The following is a 21,989-nucleotide window of genomic DNA, read 5'->3' as shown; positions in this document are numbered from 1 at the left end:
TTTAAGCCTGTTCCAACGAGGTTTCAACACGGGTGGCGGTGGCTGGAACTTTCCCGGCCGCTACCAGACGCTTGTGCTGCTCGGCTTCGATGCGCTCGATCACGTCGACCGGCACCATGTAGCCTTGATCATCACGGGCAGCGTGGATCACGAAATACACCACGGTGCCAACCAGGCCAACGATGGCCAACCACCAGATGTGCCAGATCATTGCGAAACCGAACACGGTCAACAGAGCACCCATGACCACACCGGTCGCGGTGTTGTTTGGCATGTGGATCGGTTCGTACCTGGCCGGAGCCTTGTACGCGGTGCCGTTTTCCTTGGCTTCGGTGAATGGGTCGATGGTTTCCGCTTTTGGCAGCACGGCAAAGTTGTAGAACGGTGGTGGCGACGAGGTCGACCATTCCAGCGTGTGGGCATTCCACGGGTCACCGTGTTCGCACATGTTTTCCGGCTTGTTGCGATCACGCACGCTGACGTACAGCTGGATCAGCTGGCAGGCGATACCGACCGCGATCATCACCGCACCGAACATGGCGACGTACAGGTACGGCACCCACTCAGGGTTGGTGGTGGCGTTCAGACGACGGGTCATGCCCATGAAGCCCAGTGCATAGAGCGGCATGAACGCGACGAAGAAGCCCGAGATCCAGAACCAGAACGCTGCCTTGCCCCAACCTTCGTGCAGCTTGAAGCCGAACGCTTTAGGGAAGTAGAAGCCGAAGCCTGCGATGTAGCCGAATACCGCGCCGCCGATGATCACGTTGTGGAAGTGAGCGATCACGAACAGGCTGTTGTGCAGGACGAAGTCCGCACCCGGAATGGCCAACAGTACGCCGGTCATGCCGCCGATGGCGAAGGTCACCATGAAGCCCAGGGTCCACAGAACCTGGCTGGTGAAACGCAGACGCCCTTGGTAAATGGTGAACAGCCAGTTGAATAGCTTCACCCCCGTCGGGATCGAAATCAGCATCGTCGCCAGACCGAAGAAGGCGTTGACGCTGGCACCCGAACCCATGGTGAAGAAGTGGTGCAGCCAAACCATGAAGCCCAGGATCGAGATCGCGCCCGATGCGTAGACCATCGAGTGGTGGCCGAACAGACGCTTGCCGGTGAAGGTCGATATGACTTCGGAGAAGATCCCGAACGCCGGCAGAATCAGGATGTAAACCTCGGGGTGACCCCAGGCCCAGAACAGGTTGACGTACATCATCGGATTGCCACCAAGTTCATTGGTGAAAATGTGGAAATCCATGTAACGGTCAAGCGTCAGCAGTGCCAGGGTAGCGGTCAGGATCGGGAACGAGGCCACGATCAGGACGTTGGCCCAGGTGCAGGTCCAGGTGAAGATCGGCATGTCCATCAGCTTCATGCCCGGTGTACGCATTTTCAGCACGGTGGCCAGGAAGTTGACCCCCGTCAGCGTCGTACCCAACCCGGATAGCTGTAGCGCCCAGATGTAGTAATCCATCCCCACGCCAGGGCTGTATTGCAGGCCCGACAGCGGCGGATAGGCAACCCAGCCGGTCTTGGCGAATTCGCCGACGCCCAGGGACAGGTTGATCAGCACCACGCCGGAAACCAGCAGCCAGAAACTCAGGGAGTTCAGGAACGGATAGGCAACGTCACGCGCGCCGATCTGCAGCGGCACTGCAAGGTTCATCAGGCCGGTGAAGAATGGCATCGCCATGAAGATGATCATGATCACACCGTGAGCGGTGAAGATCTGGTCATAGTGTTCAGGCGGCAGGTAGCCAGGCGAACCCTCGGTGGCCATGGCCAACTGGGTACGCATCATGATGGCGTCGGCAAAACCGCGCAGCAGCATGACCATGGCAACGATGATGTACATCACGCCGATTTTCTTGTGGTCGACCGAGGTCAGCCACTCGGTCCACAAATACGTCCACTTCTTGAAGTAGGTGATTGCAGCGAACAGCGCCAGACCACCGAGCGCGATCATGGCGATGGTAATCATCACGATCGGTTCGTGGAACGGGACCGCTTCCCAACTTAATTTACCAAACATCGTTTACTCCTCTGCCCCGGCAGCTGAATGCGAACTCATGTCCATCCCTTCCATGGCGGCCATTTCGTGCTCTTTCTTCTCGTGGTGCATCGGCTTGCCCGGTTTCATGCCTTCGTACTTGTCGACGATGATCTGGAACAGGTTCGGCGTGACCGAGGAGTAGAGCTCGACTGGGTTGTTCTGGCTTTGCTTGGACAGGGCTGCGTATTCAGCTTGTTCAAGCTGTTTAGGTGCCTTTTTGACTTCGCTGACCCAGGCGTCGAAATCTTCCTGAGAGGTGGCGATAGCTTTGAATTTCATGCCGGTGAAACCAGCGCCGCTGTAGTTGGCGGAGATACCGTCCATTTCAGCGTTCTGGTTGGCGATCAGGTGCAGCTTGGTCTGCATGCCGGCCATCGCGTAGATCTGGCCGCCCAGGGCCGGGATGAAGAACGAATTCATCACGGAGTCCGACGTCACCTTGAAGTTGATCGGGGTATGCGCCGGGAACACGATCTTGTTGACGGTGGCGATGCCTTGCTCTGGGTAGATGAACATCCACTTCCAGTCCAGCGCGACCACTTCAATGGTGATCGGCTTGACGTCGGATTCCAGCGGCTTGTAAGGATCCAGCGCGTGGGTCGACTTGTAGGTGACGTAGCCCAGGGCAATGATGATCAGCACTGGAACAGCCCACACCGCGATTTCGATCTTGGTGGAGTGCGACCATTTCGGCGTGTAGACGGCGTCGGTGTTGGACGCGCGGTATTTCCAGGCGAACAGGAAAGTCATGACGATGACCGGAACCACGACCAACAGCATCAGCAGCGTTGCGGTGATGATCAGGTTTCGCTCGTCCAGGCCGACCTGGCCCTTGGGATCGAGCAAGGTCATGTTGCAGCCTGACAGCAACAACGTGCCGATCAGCGGCAATAAGCCTAGTAGTCTGGGGTACCTGTTTTTACTCATCTCACGACCTCTAAAGCAGCTTGCGCAATGCAGTTGGGTTTTGATCGCCAACACTTCACCCTGCCAAGGGTTGGCATTTTTCTTGGATTGAATAAGTGGCTGCCCGTCGCGCGTCAGACGCTGCTCGACAAATCCTGGGCCAGCGTTGAGTTCTTATTCGAATTCGTGGTCAAAGGCCTTGTTACAGACCAATTCCATTTGGTGCGGATAATTGGAAGGCGCCGACACCTGGGAGTCGCATGAAGCCTAAGAGCCTCTCGACGCCCTATTCCTGCTCAGGGATGAGCAGTGCCGGGAATTCAGTGCGGGCGATTGTAGATATGTAACGTTTTATAAACCATGTCTCATCCCGAAATAATTTTTATCCATTCCAGCAACAATCATTAACGGTATTTGCAAAAGTGCGCCATGGTATCGAAATTCATTCTCAACAAAAACACCAAAAATTGTAGGTCTACCTCAGGCAGTTCAGACAGTATCGAAGGCTCTGCGACCACCTTCGACCCTGCCAAAGCCCCCATGTGACAAGGGCTTCGCCAATTCGCCAGGCCCTGTTAAAACTGCCTGTTCCGGATTTTTGGGGCTGAAGTTGCCCGACGTTTGAAAAGGCCAATTTTGTTGCGCGACCGTGTACCAATTCGGCGCCTGGAAATGCCTTGCGACACTCGCGCTGTGACAACATGTCGCACACATGCCGCGCCCAGACTTGTCGCGCATCAAGGTCATTTCACCCGAGCCCTGAAATGCAAAACGCCCCGGCCTCCTCAACGAGGGCCGGGGCGTTTTTTTTGTCGGCAGCGGTGCGGCGGATAACCTCAGCGCAGGGCTTTGCGGTTACGCGAAGTGAGCAGCGGCACCAGCACCACGATCAGCACAAAGGCCAGCAACGCCCATTGGGCAAGCGACAAACCGAGGATCGGCGGGTACGGCGTGGAGCAGAAGCCGTCGACCTGAAAGCCCAGCGGGAAGATCTTCGCCAGTGGCAAACCGTCGACGATCGGTTGCAGTACATCGATGCCGCAGCTGACTGCCGGATAGAACTGGGTATAGACGTGATGCCCGGCCACCCCGACGCCTGCAATTGCGCAGATCACCACCAGGGTTTCAAAAACCGTGATGCTGCGGCGGGTGCGCATGGCCGCGCCGATGAACGCGAAGAGCGCAATCAGCAACAACGCATAACGTTGCAGGATACACAGCGGGCATGGCGCCTCACCCAGCACAATTTGCATGTACAGCGCGCCACCAATCAGGCCCAGGCAGATGATGCCCAGCAACACCAGATAGCGCCGTTCACGGCCCAACCGCATCGTTTCCTCGCTCATTGCGTTTCCCTTCTAAATATCGATTGCCCGCAAGTCTACACGCTGGCCCTGACCTTTGAGAGTCCGGCAGGCGCAGCGGGGTATCGGGGAATAGACGACGGGCCGGTTAAGAAGGGATTAAATTCGGGCTATTTCCAGAGATGATTTGCATGATCCCGCGACCGCATCGCCAGCAGGCTGGCTCCCACTTTGGATTGCATTCACAGGCTGGCCCATTTTGGAATGCATTCGCAGGTTGGCTCCCACTTTGGAATGCACTCACAGGCTGGCTCACTTTGATTGCATCCACAGGCTGGCTCACTTTGGAATGCAGTCAACTGTGGGAGCCAGCCTGCTGGCGATGGGATTGATCAGTCGCCGTAGATATCGGACTTGAAGTACTTATCCGAAATCTTCTGGTATTCGCCACTGGCGCGAATGCCGTCGATGGCCGTGTTCAGCTCGGAGACCAACTCGGTGTTGCCCTTGCGCACCGCAATCCCGGCGCCCTCGCCCACGTACTTCGGATCCTTGAGCTCCGGCCCGACAAAGGCATACCCCTTGCCACGCGGCATCGTCAGGAAGTCATTCAGCGGGATGGTGTCGGCAAAAATGGCATCGAGGCGACCGGCCGCCAGATCCATGTAGATCTCTTCGTTGTTGCTGTAACGCTTGACGTTGATACCTTTGGGCTCAAAAACCTCGGTGGCATAACGGTCAGTGGTGGTTGCGCGTTGCACGCCAACTGTCTTGCCCTTGAGGCTGGCGTACTGATCATCCACTGTCGCGCCTTCCTTCATTACCAGACGCGATGAGGTGAAGTAATACTTGTGGGTGAAATCCACGGACTTCTTGCGGTCTTCGTTGATGGTCATGGACGACAGCGCCATGTCGATTTTCTTCACTTTAAGGGAAGGAATCAGACCGTCGAACTCACCTTCGACCCAGACACACTTGACCTTCATCTGTGCGCACAGGGCATTGCCGATGTCGTAGTCGAACCCGACAATCTCACCTTTCTCGGTTTTGGAGGCGAACGGCGGATAAGCCGCTTCGATACCAATGCGCAGGGTTTTATCGGCGGCAAACAGGGAACTGCACGCCAACAGGCTTAGAGCCAGACCGGTGATGAGGGGGAATTTCTTCATATTCGTTCTCTCGCGGGTTGTTGTTGGTTTGGCAAGACAGAAGAAAGAGCAGAAACGGGGGAAGCGCTTTTTTGTACTTATAAATCCATACTGGACTTTTATGTATTAATCGTCAATCGGGGCGATCGAGGATGTGTGGCCCGGTGGTCGGGCGGTGAGTATTGGGAGTTTTGGTGTTGCTTGTGGCCTCTTCGCGAGCAGGCTCGCTCCCACAGGGAATCTATGTCGTACACAGCATTTGTGTGGGAGCGGGCTTGCTCGCGAAGGCAGACGGCCTGTCAATAAGAACCAACTGGCTGTTTACCGCTTCCAGCGATCCGCCGCCGCATGATCGCTGTCACGCCCTTCAACCCAGCGCGCGCCGTCAGGGGTGTTTTCTTTCTTCCAGAATGGTGCGCGGGTTTTCAGGTAGTCCATGACAAAGGCGCAGGCATCGAACGCGGCCTGGCGGTGGGCGCTGGCGGCGCCGACGAAGACGATCGGCTCACCCGGTTCCAGGGCACCGATGCGATGCAGCACTTCAAGCTTGAGCAGCGGCCAACGCTGCTCGGCTTCTGTGGCAATCCTGGCGAGGGCTTTTTCGGTCATGCCCGGGTAGTGCTCAAGGAACATCCCGGCGACGTCGAGTCCGTCATTGAAGTCGCGAACATAGCCGACGAAACTCACCACAGCCCCAACGCCCACATTGGCGGCGTGCATGGCATTGACTTCAGCACCCGGATCGAACGCCGTGGATTGCACGCGAATCGCCATGGCTCAGCCTCCGGTCACGGTCGGAAAAAAGGCCACTTCATCGCCATCGCTCACCGGTTCATCGAGCTGGCACAGGTCTTCGTTGCGGGCGCACATCAGGTTTTGCTCGCTCAACACTTCGGCACCGTCACGCCGGGCCAGCAACGCACGCACATCGTCGACCGTGGCGAAATCACCTTCAACCTTCACCGAGTCCACGCCGAGCGCTTCACGGTAACGGGCAAAAAACTTCACGGTGACGTTCATGGCTGATCCGCCTGGAAATGGCCGCTCTTGCCGCCGAGCTTCTCCAGCAGCCGCACGCTTTCAATGGTCATGCCGCGATCCACGGCTTTGCACATGTCATAGATAGTCAGCGCCGCGACGCTGGCGGCGGTAAGGGCTTCCATCTCGACGCCGGTCTGCCCGGACAACTTGCAGCGCGCGACGATGCGCACGGTGTCGTCGCCTTCGGCACTGAGCTCGACCTTGACGCCGGTGAGCAGCAGCGGATGGCACAGAGGAATCAGATCGCTGGTTTTCTTCGCCGCCTGAATGCCGGCGATACGCGCCACGGCGAACACATCACCCTTGGGGTGACCGCCGCTGACGATCATCTGCAGGGTTTCGGGCAGCATGCGCACAAGCGCCTGGGCCGTTGCTTCACGGAACGTCATGGCTTTTTCAGTGACGTCGACCATATTGGCGCGACCTTGGGAATCGAGATGAGTCAGCACAGGGATACTCCTGATCAGGAGCCCCGATTGTAAACCTGTGGGTCAAAATTCCGCACGCTTGATTATCAGACCACCACATGGGATTTGTGTGAGCATAAAAAACCGGGCGACTTTGAGGTCACCCGGTTCTTGTGAAGGGTTTACAAATGCGATTCGGCGTATTCGGCCAGAATCGAGCGTGGCACCCCTTGCAGGGTGATGTGCACACCGTTGGGGAAATCCTTGAAGCGTTCTGTCAGGTACGTCAGCCCGGAACTGGTCGCGGACAGGTAAGGGGTGTCGATCTGCGCCAGGTTACCCAGGCACACCACTTTGGAACCGGCGCCGGCACGGGTGATGATGGTTTTCATCTGGTGCGGCGTGAGGTTCTGGCATTCATCGATCAGGATCAGACTCTGCTGGAAGCTGCGGCCTCGAATGTAGTTGAGGGATTTGAACTGCAACGGCACTTTGCTGAGGATGTAATCGACACTGCCATGGGTGTTTTCGTCATCCATGTGCAAGGCTTCGAGGTTGTCGGTGATGGCGCCCAGCCAAGGCTCCATTTTTTCCGCTTCAGTGCCGGGCAGGAAACCGATCTCCTGGTCCAGGCCCTGCACGCTTCGGGTCGCGATGATCCGGCGGTAGCGTTTGCTGACCATGGTCTGCTCGATCGCCGCCGCCAGTGCGAGGATGGTTTTACCGGAACCGGCTGCCCCGGTCAGGTTGACCAGGTGAATATCCGGGTCGAGCAAGGCGTACAGCGCCAGGCTTTGATAGATGTCACGCGGTTTCAGGCCCCAGGCTTCCTGGTGCAACAGGGGTTCCTGATGCAGGTCGAGAATCAGCAGCTTGTCTTCCTCGATCTCCTTGATCCAGCCGACAAAGCCCTGTTCATCGATGATGAACTCGTTGACGTGTACCGCCGGCAGGTTGTCGATCAACTGAACCTGGTGCCAGGTGCGGCCATGGTCCTGACGGGTATCGACATTCCTCACCCGGTCCCAGAAGGAGCCGGTCATGTTGTGATAACCGTTGGGCAGCAGCGATACGTCGTCGACCAGTTGGTCGGTGCTGTAGTCCTCGGCCGCGATCCCGCAAGCCCGGGCCTTGAGGCGCATGTTGATGTCTTTGGTGACCAGCACCACAGGCAGTTCCGGTTCCCGTGCGTGCAGGTCGATCAACTGGTTGATGATGATGTTGTCGTTCAGGTGCTCGGGCAGAATGAGGTTCGGTTCTGCTCGCTTGCTCATCAGAATTGACAGCAAACCCTTCGGTCCGCTTTTGCCGCGCTGGATCGGGACGCCGAGCTCGACGTCTTCAGGACTGGCATCGCCCAGGGTCTTGTCGATCAGGCGAATCGCCTGACGGCATTCCGCAGCCACGCTGTGATGCCCGCTCTTGAGCTTGTCGAGCTCTTCAAGCACGGTCATCGGGATGGCGACGTGGTGTTCTTCGAAGTTAAGAAGGGCGTTTGGATCGTGAATCAATACGTTGGTATCGAGTACATAAAGGATTGGCTGGTTGGAGGAAAAGCTACGTCCGTGATCATCCATACTCGGTCACCTTTGTGGGAGCCAGTCGACGCAATACCGTGACAGTGCTGCGCCTCGAAGTGGCCACCGAATTCACCTGCGAGGACTCAAGTGAATTGCACACAAATGGGGGTCTTGGAAGACGCCACCTGTCTGCAGGTTTCGGCGGTCTGTCTTCGTAATACTCCAAAACCTGTGACAGAAAAAAGTACTTTGACGTTTTTTTGAAGTTTATTTTTCAGAGTGACCAATAGCACTAGGCGGATGGCCATCACCCCGTTAAAGTCGGAAGTCCGCCTGCACCGAATTCTCGTCCAAAATCACCCTTTCCCCAATGTTTACGGCCTTTCGTCGTTTTCAGCGAAACGCGTCCTGACAGTCTTCCCAGCCGATTCCACTTTGCGCCGTTTGCGTGATGAGCCAGGGCATCGCCGCTTTCAGCGCATCCTGCTTCACGTTGAAGTTGATCACCCCGTGGCGCCACAACAACATCAGGCTCAACACCCGTTGCCCGCTCTGATTGGCTTTCAGCTTGCCGGCACCATCCTGGGCATCGATATCCCACAGCGCCACCTGCAAGCCCTGGGATTTGAAGAATCTTTCAGCGTCAGACCGACGCTGACCATCGGGCGGGCGAAACAATGGCACGTAGTTCTCGGGCAGTTTGCTTTTGACCAGTTCGACGCTGCGTCGCACCGAGTCCTGCCAGTCCTGCCAGTGGCTGTGGGAGCGAAATTCCCAGCCTTGCGCGCCAATGCACTGCTTCGAGTACGTCGCTTGCAGGCTGGCTACCGAACGATCGGCCAGACGGGCCTGGATGTCCTTGCCGAGGACGAAGAACGTGCCACTCATGTTCGACTTGCGCAGGTATTCCGCGGCCCAGGCAGTGTTATCCGGCACGGCATTGGCGCCGCTGTCGAAGGTCAGCAGAAACAGCCGATCATGCATCTGATCGCCGTTGCGCTCATAGTCGCCAAAACGATCGACTTCGCTGCTGGTTTGCGGAAACAGCGCGGCCTTGCGCAATTGCTCGTCCAGGTACTGGGCGTGGAACAGTCGACTTGGTTCGGCCCACTTTATGTAGTAGCTCTCATCGCTGACCTGAAACTTGGCGGCTTGCTGGCGCAGGGTGTCCATGTCCTCGACCAAAAAACAGAAGGAAGCATCCTGATCGCAGCTCTGCTGGGCGTAGTTGTAGTTGGTCAGCAGTCGCTGCCACATGCGCTGGCGCAGATTGTTGATCGATTCCAGATTGATTGTGCGCAACCCCAGGCGCTGGGCCAGGCTCGCTTCATCCAGGGATTCGCTGGCCAACAGAACGCGAGTAAACATCAGGATTTCGGCCCGTGATGCCACATCGAACAGGGTCGGGCTATTGAGCTGTTCAGGCCAGGTGCTGCGATCAAGCGTCGCCACATCGCCCGGCGCCGCCATGGCACCGAAGCTCAACAGCCAGGCCGAGAATAGAAAAACGATACGCAATGGGATGTCTCCATAACAAAACCCGCGCGGCACTATAGCTGATCGCAGCACACCGAACCCCTGTGGCGAGGGGGCTTGCCCCCGTTTGATCGCGAAGCGGTCACAAGTTCTATCTGAAGGAATCGATTTTAGGGCTGCTTCGCAACCCAACGGGGGCAAGCCCCCTCGCCACGGGGATCTCCCCCGCCATGAAGAAACTGATTCACCACCGATCACCTATGACACCCATAGCTGGAGTCAACAAGGACAACCCCCTAGAATCGCCCCACGATTAAAGGAGACGACTTCATGCTGATGGTGATTTCCCCCGCCAAGACCCTCGATTACGAAACACCGCCGGCGACCCAGCGCTTCACCCAGCCACAATACCTCGACCATTCCCAGGAGCTGATCCTGCAATTGCGCGAGCTGGCCCCAGCGCAGATCAGCGAGTTGATGCACGTCTCCGACAAGATCGGCGGGCTCAACGCCGCGCGTTTCGGCAGCTGGACACCCGCCTTCACTCCGGGAAATGCCAAACAGGCACTACTCGCCTTCAAGGGCGACGTCTACACAGGGTTGAATGCTCAAACCTTCAGCGAGGCCGATTTCGATTACGCCCAGCAGCACTTGCGCATGTTGTCCGGCCTGTACGGCCTGCTCCGCCCACTGGACCTGATGCAGCCCTATCGACTGGAAATGGGCACCAAACTGGCGAATGCCCGCGGCAAGGATTTGTATGCCTTCTGGGGCACACGGATCAGCGAATGGTTGAACGAAGCACTGGCCGATCAAGGCGATGACGTGCTGCTGAACCTGGCCTCCAACGAGTACTTCTCGGCGGTCAAACGCAACGCCCTGAATGCGCGCATCATCAATACCGAATTCAAGGACTTGAAGAACGGCCAGTACAAGATCATCAGTTTCTATGCGAAAAAGGCCCGCGGCATGATGAGTCGCTTCGTCATAGAAGAGCGCATCAATGACCCGCAAGCTCTCAAGCAGTTCGATGTACAAGGTTATCGCTACAGCGCCGAGCATTCCAAACCCGACAATCTGGTGTTCCTGCGCGATCACGCATCCGAGTAAACAGTCGGTTGGCGCACGCCTCATTTAAGGTCGTGCGCCACGCCTGTAGACCAACAATTCCCCGCGCTATTCGTCACTTCGCTGACGTCAAAAACCAATCACTCGATTTCCTAACTTTAGTTTCACTCGACTTCGCTGATTTTTTTCAGTAGTGGCACCAAATTTTTTTATCAGTAGTGGCAAATAACTATCTAGCCCGAGAATAACCCTATGTATCAAGGGCGAAACAGGTGTTGCTATCAATATGAAAGCAGTGCCATCTTTTTCAATATTTCAAGAAATTTCAGAATTCGCGATGGGCGGACAGGAACTATGTCCAGATGCGTCGCTCATACCACCGGTAACCATTCTCTCTGAGCTTGTACGAGATAACTTACACAGAGAAGAGATCCACATAGCAAAGTTGTCACATTAACTTCTGCTTACTGATCCCTGATTTGGGCAACACATGAAGGATAGGAGATAAGCCTCATAAATATCCCCTACAAGGCCAAGGCCGCGCCCCTATAAACGTGCTCACGTGAGCACTCAAGCGCTTGATTTACGGGCTTCTGGCCTGGCATTGAGCGCGCAAGACCTTTGCACGAATGTCTTCTGATTAGAAGATCAGCTGCATAACAGGGCACGCCATAACAATAAAAGCCTAGTTGCGCACATTTTGAGTGCACTTATTTAGACACTCGGAACTTATATGCCTGCACGCGGCATTGTGACGCCTTTAAGGCGCACTTCCGAGTGCACTACGACCGCTGAACACCATTAACTCCGGCCATGTTATGGCTTGATAAACACAGAGGTAATTGCGATGCGCATCAGCATATTTGGTTTGGGTTACGTCGGCGCAGTATGTGCCGGTTGCCTGTCTGCACGGGGCCATGACGTCGTTGGCGTCGATGTTGCCAAAGACAAAATCGATATGATCAACGCCGGTAAATCGCCGATCGTTGAACCGGGTCTGGGCGAACTTCTGCAGAAGGGTATCGAGACGGGCAAACTGCGCGGCACGACCAACTTCGCCGAAGCGATTCGCGACACCGACCTGTCGATGATCTGCGTCGGCACGCCGAGCAAGAAGAACGGCGACCTGGAGCTGAACTACATCGAAGCCGTGTGCCGCGAGATCGGTTTTGTCCTGCGTGACAAGACCACTCGTCACACCATCGTGGTTCGTAGCACCGTCCTGCCAGGCACTGTGGCAAACGTAGTGATCCCGATCCTCGAAGACTGCTCCGGCAAAAAAGCCGGTGTCGACTTCGGCGTTGCAGTGAACCCTGAGTTCCTGCGTGAAAGCACCGCGATCGCCGACTACGACCTGCCGCCAATGACCGTCATCGGTGAGTTCGACAAGGCTTCGGGCGACGTACTGCAATCGCTGTACGAAGAACTCGACGCTCCGATCATCCGCAAGGACATCGCAGTGGCCGAGATGATCAAGTACACCTGCAACGTGTGGCACGCCACCAAGGTGACCTTCGCCAACGAGATCGGCAACATCGCCAAGGCTGTCGGCGTCGATGGTCGCGAAGTGATGGAAGTGGTCTGCCAGGACAAGACGCTGAACCTGTCCCAGTACTACATGCGCCCTGGTTTCGCGTTTGGCGGTTCCTGCCTGCCGAAGGACGTTCGCGCCCTGACCTACCGCGCCGGCTCCCTGGACGTGGAAGCACCGCTGCTCAACTCGCTGATGCGCAGTAACGAGTCCCAGGTGCAGAACGCTTTCGACATCGTCACCAGCCACGGCAAACGCAAAGTCGCCCTGCTGGGACTTAGCTTCAAGGCCGGTACTGATGACCTGCGCGAAAGCCCGCTGGTTGATCTGGCGGAAATGCTGATCGGCAAGGGTTACGACCTGAGCATCTACGACACCAACGTCGAATACGCCCGTGTCCACGGTGCGAACAAGGATTACATCGAGTCGAAGATCCCTCACGTCTCGTCCTTGCTCAACGCTGACTTCGACGACGTGATCAACAACTCCGACGTGATCATCCTCGGCAACCGTGACGAGAAGTTCCGCGCCCTGGCGCAGAACGCTCCACACGGCAAGCAAGTGATCGACCTGGTCGGCTTCATGTCCAAAGCCACCGACGTGAGTGGCCGGACTGAAGGCATCTGCTGGTAATGCGGTCGTAGGAGCTGCGTAGGAGCTGTCGAGTGAAACGAGGCTGAGATCTTTCCAGATCCACTTGAGTTTCAAACGAAAGATCCAAAGATCGCAGGCTTCGCCAGCTCCTACAGGATTTCTGGCGTCATCCATACCGGATGTCGCCAGTTTTCGTAAGCCTGCCTTAACCCCATCGGGCCACCCCACAGGCTCGCCCGAGATAGAGACGGATGCAGATTATGCACAGGCTAAAGCACGGCCTACTTCAGGTCGCCGGTTGGCTGTTTTACTTAAGTATTTTGATGGGCATCGCCATGGCGTTGCCTGCGTCCACGTTCGACTCCGAGTCGAAGGACTTCATCTTCCTGATCGGTATCGTCGGTATCTGGCGCTACTCGATGGGTGCTACGCACTTTCTGCGCGGCATGCTGTTTCTGTACGTGGTCTACCCGCACCTGCGGCGCAAAGTGCGCAAGCTGGGTGAAGCGGCAAACCCGTCCCATGTGTTTCTGATGGTCACCAGTTTCCGTATCGACGCGCTGACCACCGCCCAGGTCTACGCCTCGGTGATTCGCGAAGCCATCGACTGCGGCCTGCCGACCACCATGGTCTGCTCCATCGTGGAAATGTCCGATGAGAAGCTGGTGAAAAGCCTCTGGACCAAAATGAATCCACCGGCTCGCGTCAAGCTCGACTTCGTGCGCATTCCCGGCACCGGCAAGCGCGATGGCCTGGCCTACGGTTTCCGCGCCATCTCCCGCCATTTACCGGACGACCGCGCCGTGGTTGCAGTGATCGATGGCGACACCGTGCTTGCCGAAGGCGTCGTGCTCAAGACCGTGCCGTGGTTCCAGCTGTTCGGCAATGTCGGCGGCCTGACCACCAACGAGTTCTGCGAAGTTCGCGGCGGCTACATCATGAGCGAGTGGCACAAACTGCGCTTCGCCCAGCGTCACATCAACATGTGCTCGATGGCCTTGTCCAAGCGCGTGCTGACCATGACCGGGCGGATGTCGGTATTCCGCGCCACTGTGGTGACCAACCCGGACTTCATCGCCGACGTGGAAAGCGATTCGCTGCAACACTGGCGCCTGGGTCGCTTCAAGTTCCTTACCGGTGATGACAAGTCGAGCTGGTTCAGCTTGATGCGCCTGGGCTACGACACGTTTTATGTGCCGGACGCCGCCATTCACACCGTGGAACACCCGCCGGAAAAAAGCTTCATCAAGGCCAGTCGCAAACTGATGTTCCGCTGGTACGGCAACAACCTGCGGCAGAACTCCCGCGCCCTGGGCCTGGGGATGAAACGTCTCGGCCTGTTCACTTCGGTGGTGCTGTTCGACCAGCGTGTGTCGATGTGGACGTCGCTGCTGGGCCTGACCGTCGCGCTCATCGCCACCTTCAAGTACGGCGCCGCGTTCATCCTGGTTTACCTGCTGTGGATCGGCATTACCCGCCTGATCCTGACCGTGCTGCTGTCTTTGTCCGGTCACACGATCGGCCCGGCCTACCCTGCGATTCTCTATTACAACCAGATCGTCGGCGCGCTGGTGAAGATCTACGTGTTCTTCCGCCTCGACCGACAGTCCTGGAGTCGCCAGCCCACTTCCCTGACCCGTGATCTCGCCAGCTTTCAAGGTTGGTTCAACACTTGGTCGTCTCGGACCATGACCTTCTCCGCCGGCAGCATTTTTGTTGCCGTGCTGCTGATGATGGTCTGACCGAACTCGCCTGAATTAACTAGGAAATCGTCCATATGAATACCGCCGTCAACGCCAACGTAGTGCATGAATCAGAAGCCCAGCGCCAGCATGCCCGGGTAAAAATCCCGGCCAAGCTGCGCTTCTTCGGCCCTGACCGGACCCCGGTAGAAGCTCGGGTCATCGACCTCTCCGCTGGCGGCCTGGCGTTCAACGCCGGTCAGCTGCCATTGAAGATCGGCGACGTGTACAAGGCGCGTTTGCAGTTCGTCATCGATAACCTTGGCCTGGCCATGGACGTCGAGTTACTGGTGCGCTCCCACGACCGCGAAACCGGTCGTACCGGTTGCCAGTTCCAGAACCTCGAATCCCAGGACATTTCCACCCTGCGCCACCTGATCACTTCTCACCTGGCCGGCGACATCGTCACCATGGGTGAAGTGCTGGCCACCCTGCAACGCGACAACTTCACCAAGGCGCGCAAGAACAAGGATGGCGGCCACGGCATGACCCCGTTCGGTCGTCTGCGTGCCGTGACCTTCAGCTTGGCGATCTTTCTCGTCGGCCTGACGGCATTCGGCTTCATCTTCAAGTCGGTGTACGGCATGTACTTCGTCAGCCACGCCCAGGCCGGTCTGGTCAGCGTTGCGGGCATGAACATCACCATGCCGCGCGATGGCACCGTGAAGAGCCTGATCAAGACCGACGGCGTTGCCGCCAAGGGCGCGCCGCTTGCGACCTTCAGCACCAGCATGCTCGATGTGCTCAAGGGCCATCTTGACGACAATCAATTGCAACCGGCCAAGGTTGAAGAACTGTTCGGCAAGCAAATGACCGGCACCCTGACGTCGCCGTGCGATTGCACCGTAGCGCAGCAAATGGTCGCCGACGGTCAGTACGCCAACAAGGGCGACGTGATCTTCCAACTGGTGCCGCGTAACAGCGAAGCCAACATTGAAGCGCGCTTCTCCTATCGCCAGTTCGGCGACGTGCTGCCAGGCAGCTCGGTCAGCTTCCAGATTGCCGGCGAAGACAAAACCCGCTCCGGCACGATCGTCAGCAGCACCAGCCTGAAAAGCGCCGACCTGTCGTCCGACATCCGCGTGCTGATCAAGCCTGATGAGCCGCTGGACAGCAAATTCGCCGGTCGCCCGGTTGAAGTCAACGCCAACCGCGGTCCGAACCTGAACTGGCTGATCGATAAAGCCATGGCCGCCGGTCGTTAAAAACAAGAGGACATGCCCCGTGACTAGCCCACTCAGAATCCTGCCAGTCCCGCTGACTCTGGCCATGGCAATCGCCCTGGCCGGCTGCGCAGGCCTGCCCGACCAGCGTCTGGCCAACGAAGCCCTCAAGCGTGGTGATACCACGCTGGCGGCGCAGAATTACCAGCAATTGGCAGACCTGGGCTACAGCGAAGCACAGGTTGGCCTCGCCGATATCCAGGTCGACAGCCGTGACCCGGCGCAGATCAAGAAAGCCGAGGCGACTTATCGCGCCGCGGCCAGCGTCTCGCCGCGAGCCCAGGCTCGCCTGGGTCGCCTGCTGGTGGCCAAACCTGGCTCCACCGAAGCCGAGCAGCACGAAGCCGAAGGCCTGTTGAAGAAAGCCACTGCCGCAGGCGAAGGCAACACCTTGATCCCGCTGGCGATGCTGTACCTGCAATACCCGCACAGTTTCCCGAACGTCAATGCGCAACAGCAGATCAGCCAATGGCGCGCCGAAGGCAAGCCGGAAGCGGGCCTGGCCCAAGTGCTGCTCTATCGCACCCAGGGCACTTACGACCAGCATCTGGACGAAGTGGAAACGATCTGCAAAGCCGCGTTGAACACCACCGACATCTGCTACGTCGAACTGGCCACGGTCTATCAGAAAAAAGCCCAGCCAGAGAAACAGGCCGAGCTGATCAAGCAAATGCAAGCCGGTCAGGCTCGCGGCGTGGTTTCCGCCCAGCGGGTGGACAGTGTGGCTCGCGTACTGGGCGATGCATCCCTAGGCACCACCGACGAGAAAACCGCCCAGTCGCTGCTCGAAGGCATCGCACCCGGCTACCCCGCTTCCTGGGTCAGCCTGGCGCAATTGCTCTACGACTTCCCGGAACTGGGTGACGTCGACACGATGATGAAGTACCTGGACAACGGCCGCGCCGCCGACCAGCCGCGCGCCGAACTGTTGCTGGGCAAGCTCTATTACGAAGGCAAAATGGTGCCGGCCGACGCGAAGCTCGCCGAAGAACACTTCAAGAAAGCCGTCGACAGAGAAGTGGCCGCCGATTACTACCTCGGCCAGATCTACCGCCGCGGTTACCTGGGCAAGGTCTATCCGCAAAAAGCGCTGGACCACCTGCTCAAGGCTGCGCGTAACGGCCAGAGCAGCGCCGACTTCGCCATTGCCCAACTGTTCTCCCAAGGCAAGGGCACCCGGCCCAACCCACTTAACGCTTATGTCTTCAGCCAATTGGCCAAGGCCCAGAACACCCCGCAAGCCACCGAGCTTGCGCAAACACTCGAAACCCAACTGCCGCCTGCCCAGCTCGCCGAGGCCCAACGCCTGTTGAAACAAGAACAGGCCGTTCGTGGTGCCTTGAGTCAGAACACGCTGGAACTGCATGCCCTGGAAGAAGAAGACGGCGAGGAATCCCTATGAAGTTGAATCCATTCGTTAAGGCCGGTATCGGCCTGTCATTCGCCCTGCTGTGGTCGTGCCCGACCCTGGCGGCCCTGACTGAAAGCAAGAACTACGGCCTTGACGTGAAAGTCACCGCCCAGTCCGAAGACGACACCGACCTCGGTACGCAGAGCGGCGGCGACGTCAACGGCGTAGGCCTCGACTTGCGTCCATGGATTTATGGCGAGAGCGGCGCATGGAGTGGCTACGCCATGGGTCAGGCGGTGACGTCCACCGACATCATCGAGACGGACACCCTGCAACAGTCCGACAGCGATGGCACCCAGGCCACCGACAGCGGTGATCGCAAAAGCAAGAAAAACTACCTGGCGATGCGTGAGTTCTGGGTCGGTTACAGAGGCCTTACGCCGTATCCCGGCGAGATGCTCAAGCTCGGTCGCCAGCGTCTGCACAATGACGATGGCCAATGGCGCGACACCAATATCGAAGCCCTGAACTGGACCTTCGACACCACTCTGTTGCGCGCCAACGCCGGTGTTGCCGAGCGCTTCAGCGAGTACCGCACTGACCTTACAGAGCTCGCCCCCAAGGACAAGGATCGCCTGCACGCTTTCGCCGATGCGGCGTACCAGTGGACCCCGGGCAACTGGGTCGGCATTCGCGGTCATCACACCCACGATGACGGCAAGCTCGACTACGCGCAGCCGGGTGTTCCCGCCGATTCCCTGGACAAGAAAGAGAACGGCGACATCAGCTGGATCGGCCTCACCGCCGACAGCGATGCCTACAACTGGCGCAACACCAACACCGTTAATTACTGGGGCAGCGTCACCGGCATGAGCGGCGACCGCGACAAGGTCAACCCGCTCAACGCCGATGGCACCGCTCCAGCACAAGCCAAAACCAGTGGCGATGTCGATGGCTGGGCCACTGACCTGGGCGTGCGTCTGCGCCTCGATCCGCAATGGCAAGTCGGTGCAGCCTATGCCCGTGCCAGCGCCGATTACGAACAGAACGGCCTGGAAAGCAACCGCTCGAACTACACCGGTACTCGCTCGCGGGTTCACCGTTTCGGCGAAGCCTACCGTGGCGAAATGCAAAACATGCAGTCCGCCACTCTGTTCGGTTCGTGGATGCTCAACGACGAATACGACGCCAGTGTGATCTACCACAAATTCTGGCGCGTAGACGGCAACAAGCCTGTCGGCAGCAACGGCATTAACGCCGTCGAGAACAACACCGACGACGCGACCGGCGCAATTCTTTCCACCACGTCCCTGCCGCTGGAAGATGGCAACAAAGACCTCGGCCAGGAAATGGACGTGGTCGTCACCAAGTACTTCAAGCAAGGCCTGCTGCCCGCGTCCTTGAGCCAGTCGATCGATGAGCCTTCGGCCCTGGTGCGCTTGCGTGGCGGTGTGTTCAAGCCCGGCGACGCGTATGGCAAAGGCGTCGACTCGTACATGCACCGCGCGTTTGTCGACGTGATCTGGCGCTTCTGATGCGAACCGCTAAGGGAGTTCCTGACATGAACAGTCCGAAGAGAGGCTCGATGACCTTGCTGGCCGGCGCATTGTTGCTCGCCAGCACGGCAGCCTTCGCCTCAGTGGAGCCGGCCTCGCCCGTTCAAAAAGGGCAACCGGCGACCATTGCCAAAGGGTTGCAACAGGCCAAGACCTACACCGTCAGCAGCGCCCCGACCGCGCCGCTGGAGCTGGCCGCGCCGAAACTGCCGGACACTTCAGGCTACACCGCCGAAGCCATCGCCGCGAAAATCGTGCGTAGCAAGCCCGGCAAAATCAGTGTGCGCCGGATGATGCAGGAAAACGCCCTGAAGGACTTCATTGGCGGCGATAACAAGATGGCCGAATGGGTCGTGCGTCAGCACGGTATCCCGCAGGCGATCTTCATCGACGACGGCTACATGAACCTCAAGGATCTGGCCAAGAAAGTACCCAAGCAGTACTTCAGCGAAACTTCGCCGGGTGTGTTCCTGGCGAAGCTGCCGATCGTGGTGGGTGAGAAAGGCATCCTGGAAATCGACAAACAGACCCAGGAACTGCGCCTGTCCCAAGAGGGCGGTTCGTTCCTGGTCAATGACGGCCAGTTGTTCGTGCGTGATACCAAAATCACCGGCTGGAGCGAGAAAGCAAACGGCCCGGCGGCCTTCAAGTCGGCGAAGGAATTCCGTCCGTTCCTGCTGTCCTGGGGCGGCACCCAGACCTACATCGCCAACAGCAAGATCGCCAGTTTCGGCTACGCCAACAGTAAGTCCTACGGCGTGAGTATTTCCCAATACACGCCGAACATGGCCAAGGTACTCAAGCGTCCTGAACCGAGCGGCTGGATCATCGACTCCGAATTCTCGGACATGTGGTACGGCTTCTACTGCTACGAAGCCCGCGACTTTGTGGTCAAGGGCAATACCTACAAAGACAACATCGTCTACGGCATTGACCCGCATGACCGTTCCCACGGTCTGATCATTGCCGACAACACGGTGTACGGGACCAAGAAGAAGCACGGGATCATTATTTCCCGTGAAGTGAACGACAGCTTCATCTTCAACAACCGCAGCTACGACAACAAGTTGTCGGGCCTGGTGATCGACCGTAACAGCGTCAACAACCTGATCGCCTACAACGAGATCTACAAGAACCACACCGACGGCATCACCCTCTACGAGAGTGGCGACAACCTGCTGTGGGGCAACAAGGTGATCAGCAACAAGCGCCACGGCATCCGGATTCGTAACAGCGTGAACATCCGCCTCTACGAAAACCTGTCCATGGCCAACGGCTTGACCGGTGTCTACGGGCACATCAAGGACCTGAGCGACACCGACCGTGACATCAAGCTCGACCCGTTCGACGCCCAGGTGTCCCTGATCGTGGTCGGCGGCGAACTGGCCGGCAACGGCAGCGGCCCGCTGTCCATCGACTCGCCGCTGAGCGTCGAGTTGTATCGCGTGTCCATGCTCGCACCGACCAAATCCAGCGGCATCAGCTTCTCGGGGATTCTCGGCGAGCGCCAGGATGAAATTCTCGACCTGCTGGTACGCCAGCAGAAAGCCGTGCTGATCGACCCTGTCGAACGCCAGACCGAAATGCGGGACTGAGGATAATTTTATGCACCCACACTTGATCAAATTACTCAGCCTGTCGGCCCTGACCGCCGGCATTCTCGCGGCCAGCACCGGTGTTCGCGCCGCTGACGCCGCCAGCGCAAGCGCACCGACATTCAAGGCCGATGATTGCTGCAATCTTTGCCCTGAAGCCCACGACCCGAAGAACTACACCACGCGTTACCAGCAGAACTTCACCACGCTGGTGCAGGCTCAGGGCGATTGGCTGTTCCGTACGCAAGAAGACTTGCGCACCGAGTTCAACACCACCCCCGCCGGCTACAAGCGCATGAAAGAGCTGCACGATGCGTTCAAGAGCAAAGGCGTGGAACTGGTCATCGTTTACCAGCCGACCCGTGGCCTGGTGAACCGCAACAAGCTCAACCCGGCAGAGAAGGCGAGCTACGATTTCGACAAGGCGTTGAGGAACTACAAGACCATGCTCGGACGTTTCGAGCAGATGGGCTACGTGGTGCCTGACCTGTCGCCGCTGACCAACGAATCGCTGCCCGAAACCCTGCCCGCCCACGACTTCTACTTCCGCGGCGACCAACACTGGACGCCGTATGGCGCCCAACGCACGGCGAAAATCGTTGGCGAGAAAATCAAGCATTTGCCGGCGTTTGCCGACGTGCCGAAGCGCGAGTTCGAGAGCCATAAGTCGGGTCGCATGGGCAAGACCGGAACGTTACACAACATGGCTGGTCAACTCTGTGGCACCAGCTACGCGATCCAGTACATGGATCAGTTCACCACCGAGCCGAAAGGCGAAGCAGCTGATGGCGATCTGTTCAGTGATTCCGGAAATCCGGAGATCACCCTGGTCGGCACCAGCCACAGCGGCAAGAACTACAACTTCGCCGGTTTCCTCGAAGAGGCCATCGGCGCCGACATTCTCAACGTGGCGTTCCCCGGCGGTGGCCTGGAAGGTTCGATGCTGCAGTACCTGGGCAGCGAAGAGTTCCAGACCAAGCCACCGAAGATTCTGATCTGGGAATTCTCGCCGCTCTATCGCCTCGACCAGGAAACCATCTACCGCCAGATGATGGCGCTGCTGGACAACGGTTGCGAAGGAAAGGATGCACAGCTGACCGGCAGCACCACGTTGAAACCGGGCAAGAACGAATTGATGGTCAACAGCAAGAACCTGAACCTGCAAAACAGCAGTCACCAGGTTGATATCCGCTTCGCCGATCCGTCGGTGAAAAATCTACAAGCCACCCTCTGGTACATGAACGGTCGCCACGAGGACATCAAGATCGAAAAGCCGGAAACCTCCGACACCGACGGGCGTTTCGCCTTTGAGTTGCGCACGGACGAAGACTGGGCCTCGCAGAATCTGCTGGCCGTCGAAATCCAGGGTCCTGAAGCAGGTGCCGCGCCACAGAAAGTCGAAGCGAAAATCTGCAAACGCAACGTGTTCCCTGGCGCTGGGCAGCGTACCGCTCAAGCCGGGCAATGAGGCAAC

Annotated in this window: 17 protein-coding genes; 8 read left to right on the top strand and 9 right to left on the bottom strand. The window is 58.0% G+C overall.

The genetic code is table 11. The features are described 5' to 3' along the window. Window position 1: 1 nt before the first annotated feature. From cyoB to BLW70_RS10110, 9 genes are all read right to left on the bottom strand, one after another. On the bottom strand, window positions 2-2,032 hold the full coding sequence (gene cyoB / locus BLW70_RS10155) for a cytochrome o ubiquinol oxidase subunit I (protein ID WP_074873897.1): 2,031 nt from the start codon (window positions 2,030-2,032) through the stop codon (window positions 2-4). A 3-nt stretch (window positions 2,033-2,035) separates the two neighbouring features. Beyond that, window positions 2,036-2,980: a ubiquinol oxidase subunit II gene (gene cyoA, locus BLW70_RS10150; protein ID WP_074873896.1), complete on the bottom strand. Its 945-nt coding sequence runs from the start codon at window positions 2,978-2,980 to the stop codon at window positions 2,036-2,038. An 815-nt stretch (window positions 2,981-3,795) separates the two neighbouring features. Further along, the gene (locus BLW70_RS10140; RefSeq protein ID WP_074873894.1) at window positions 3,796-4,305 is read right to left on the bottom strand and encodes a disulfide bond formation protein B; all 510 of its coding nucleotides are present in this window, start codon (window positions 4,303-4,305) and stop codon (window positions 3,796-3,798) included. Window positions 4,306-4,655: 350 nt separating this feature from the next. Then, complete coding sequence (locus BLW70_RS10135; protein ID WP_074873893.1) at window positions 4,656-5,432, bottom strand: ABC transporter substrate-binding protein; 777 nt, start codon at window positions 5,430-5,432, stop codon at window positions 4,656-4,658. 300 nt (window positions 5,433-5,732) lie between these two features. Continuing rightward, window positions 5,733-6,185 carry a molybdopterin synthase catalytic subunit MoaE gene (gene moaE, locus BLW70_RS10130; protein ID WP_074873892.1) on the bottom strand — a complete coding sequence of 151 codons (453 nt, stop codon included), beginning with the start codon at window positions 6,183-6,185 and terminating at the stop codon, window positions 5,733-5,735. Window positions 6,186-6,188: 3 nt separating this feature from the next. After that, window positions 6,189-6,431 (bottom strand): molybdopterin converting factor subunit 1, encoded by a 243-nt coding sequence (gene moaD, locus BLW70_RS10125; protein ID WP_074873891.1) that lies wholly within the window; start codon window positions 6,429-6,431, stop codon window positions 6,189-6,191. Continuing rightward, complete coding sequence (gene moaC / locus BLW70_RS10120; protein ID WP_074873890.1) at window positions 6,428-6,901, bottom strand: cyclic pyranopterin monophosphate synthase MoaC; 474 nt, start codon at window positions 6,899-6,901, stop codon at window positions 6,428-6,430. The genes moaD and moaC overlap by 4 nt, the downstream gene beginning before the upstream one ends. Window positions 6,902-7,041: 140 nt before the next feature. Then, window positions 7,042-8,436 carry a PhoH family protein gene (locus BLW70_RS10115; RefSeq protein WP_074873889.1) on the bottom strand — a complete coding sequence of 465 codons (1,395 nt, stop codon included), beginning with the start codon at window positions 8,434-8,436 and terminating at the stop codon, window positions 7,042-7,044. A gap of 336 nt (window positions 8,437-8,772) precedes the next feature. Then, the gene (locus BLW70_RS10110; RefSeq protein ID WP_074873888.1) at window positions 8,773-9,897 is read right to left on the bottom strand and encodes a polysaccharide deacetylase family protein; all 1,125 of its coding nucleotides are present in this window, start codon (window positions 9,895-9,897) and stop codon (window positions 8,773-8,775) included. A gap of 288 nt (window positions 9,898-10,185) precedes the next feature. On the opposite strand from BLW70_RS10110, the gene yaaA reads away from it, so the two are divergent. The 8 genes from yaaA (at window position 10,186) to BLW70_RS10070 (ending at window position 21,983) form a co-directional block, all read left to right on the top strand. Then, window positions 10,186-10,965 (top strand): peroxide stress protein YaaA, encoded by a 780-nt coding sequence (yaaA, locus tag BLW70_RS10105; protein WP_074873887.1) that lies wholly within the window; start codon window positions 10,186-10,188, stop codon window positions 10,963-10,965. An 805-nt stretch (window positions 10,966-11,770) separates the two neighbouring features. Further along, window positions 11,771-13,087 carry a nucleotide sugar dehydrogenase gene (locus BLW70_RS10100; protein WP_074873886.1) on the top strand — a complete coding sequence of 439 codons (1,317 nt, stop codon included), beginning with the start codon at window positions 11,771-11,773 and terminating at the stop codon, window positions 13,085-13,087. A 221-nt stretch (window positions 13,088-13,308) separates the two neighbouring features. Continuing rightward, entirely contained in the window at window positions 13,309-14,790 is a 1,482-nt protein-coding gene (alg8, locus tag BLW70_RS10095) for a mannuronan synthase (RefSeq protein ID WP_371916898.1), read from the top strand. A gap of 35 nt (window positions 14,791-14,825) precedes the next feature. Next, complete coding sequence (locus tag BLW70_RS10090; protein ID WP_074873884.1) at window positions 14,826-15,995, top strand: alginate biosynthesis protein Alg44; 1,170 nt, start codon at window positions 14,826-14,828, stop codon at window positions 15,993-15,995. A gap of 64 nt (window positions 15,996-16,059) precedes the next feature. Beyond that, window positions 16,060-17,415 (top strand): alginate biosynthesis TPR repeat lipoprotein AlgK, encoded by a 1,356-nt coding sequence (gene algK, locus BLW70_RS10085; protein WP_074873883.1) that lies wholly within the window; start codon window positions 16,060-16,062, stop codon window positions 17,413-17,415. Next, window positions 17,412-18,899, top strand: coding sequence for an alginate export family protein (locus tag BLW70_RS10080; RefSeq protein ID WP_074873882.1), 1,488 nt, complete (start codon window positions 17,412-17,414; stop codon window positions 18,897-18,899). Before algK ends, BLW70_RS10080 begins: the two co-directional genes overlap by 4 nt. Window positions 18,900-18,925: 26 nt before the next feature. Beyond that, window positions 18,926-20,515: a mannuronan 5-epimerase AlgG gene (gene algG, locus BLW70_RS10075; protein ID WP_074873881.1), complete on the top strand. Its 1,590-nt coding sequence runs from the start codon at window positions 18,926-18,928 to the stop codon at window positions 20,513-20,515. 10 nt (window positions 20,516-20,525) lie between these two features. Further along, window positions 20,526-21,983 (top strand): alginate O-acetyltransferase, encoded by a 1,458-nt coding sequence (locus BLW70_RS10070; RefSeq protein WP_074873880.1) that lies wholly within the window; start codon window positions 20,526-20,528, stop codon window positions 21,981-21,983. Window positions 21,984-21,989: the final 6 nt, after the last annotated feature.

It is taken from the genome of Pseudomonas frederiksbergensis (assembly GCF_900105495.1).
Taxonomy (GTDB): domain Bacteria; phylum Pseudomonadota; class Gammaproteobacteria; order Pseudomonadales; family Pseudomonadaceae; genus Aquipseudomonas; species Aquipseudomonas frederiksbergensis.
This window is presented reverse-complemented; position numbering and strand designations above follow the sequence as displayed.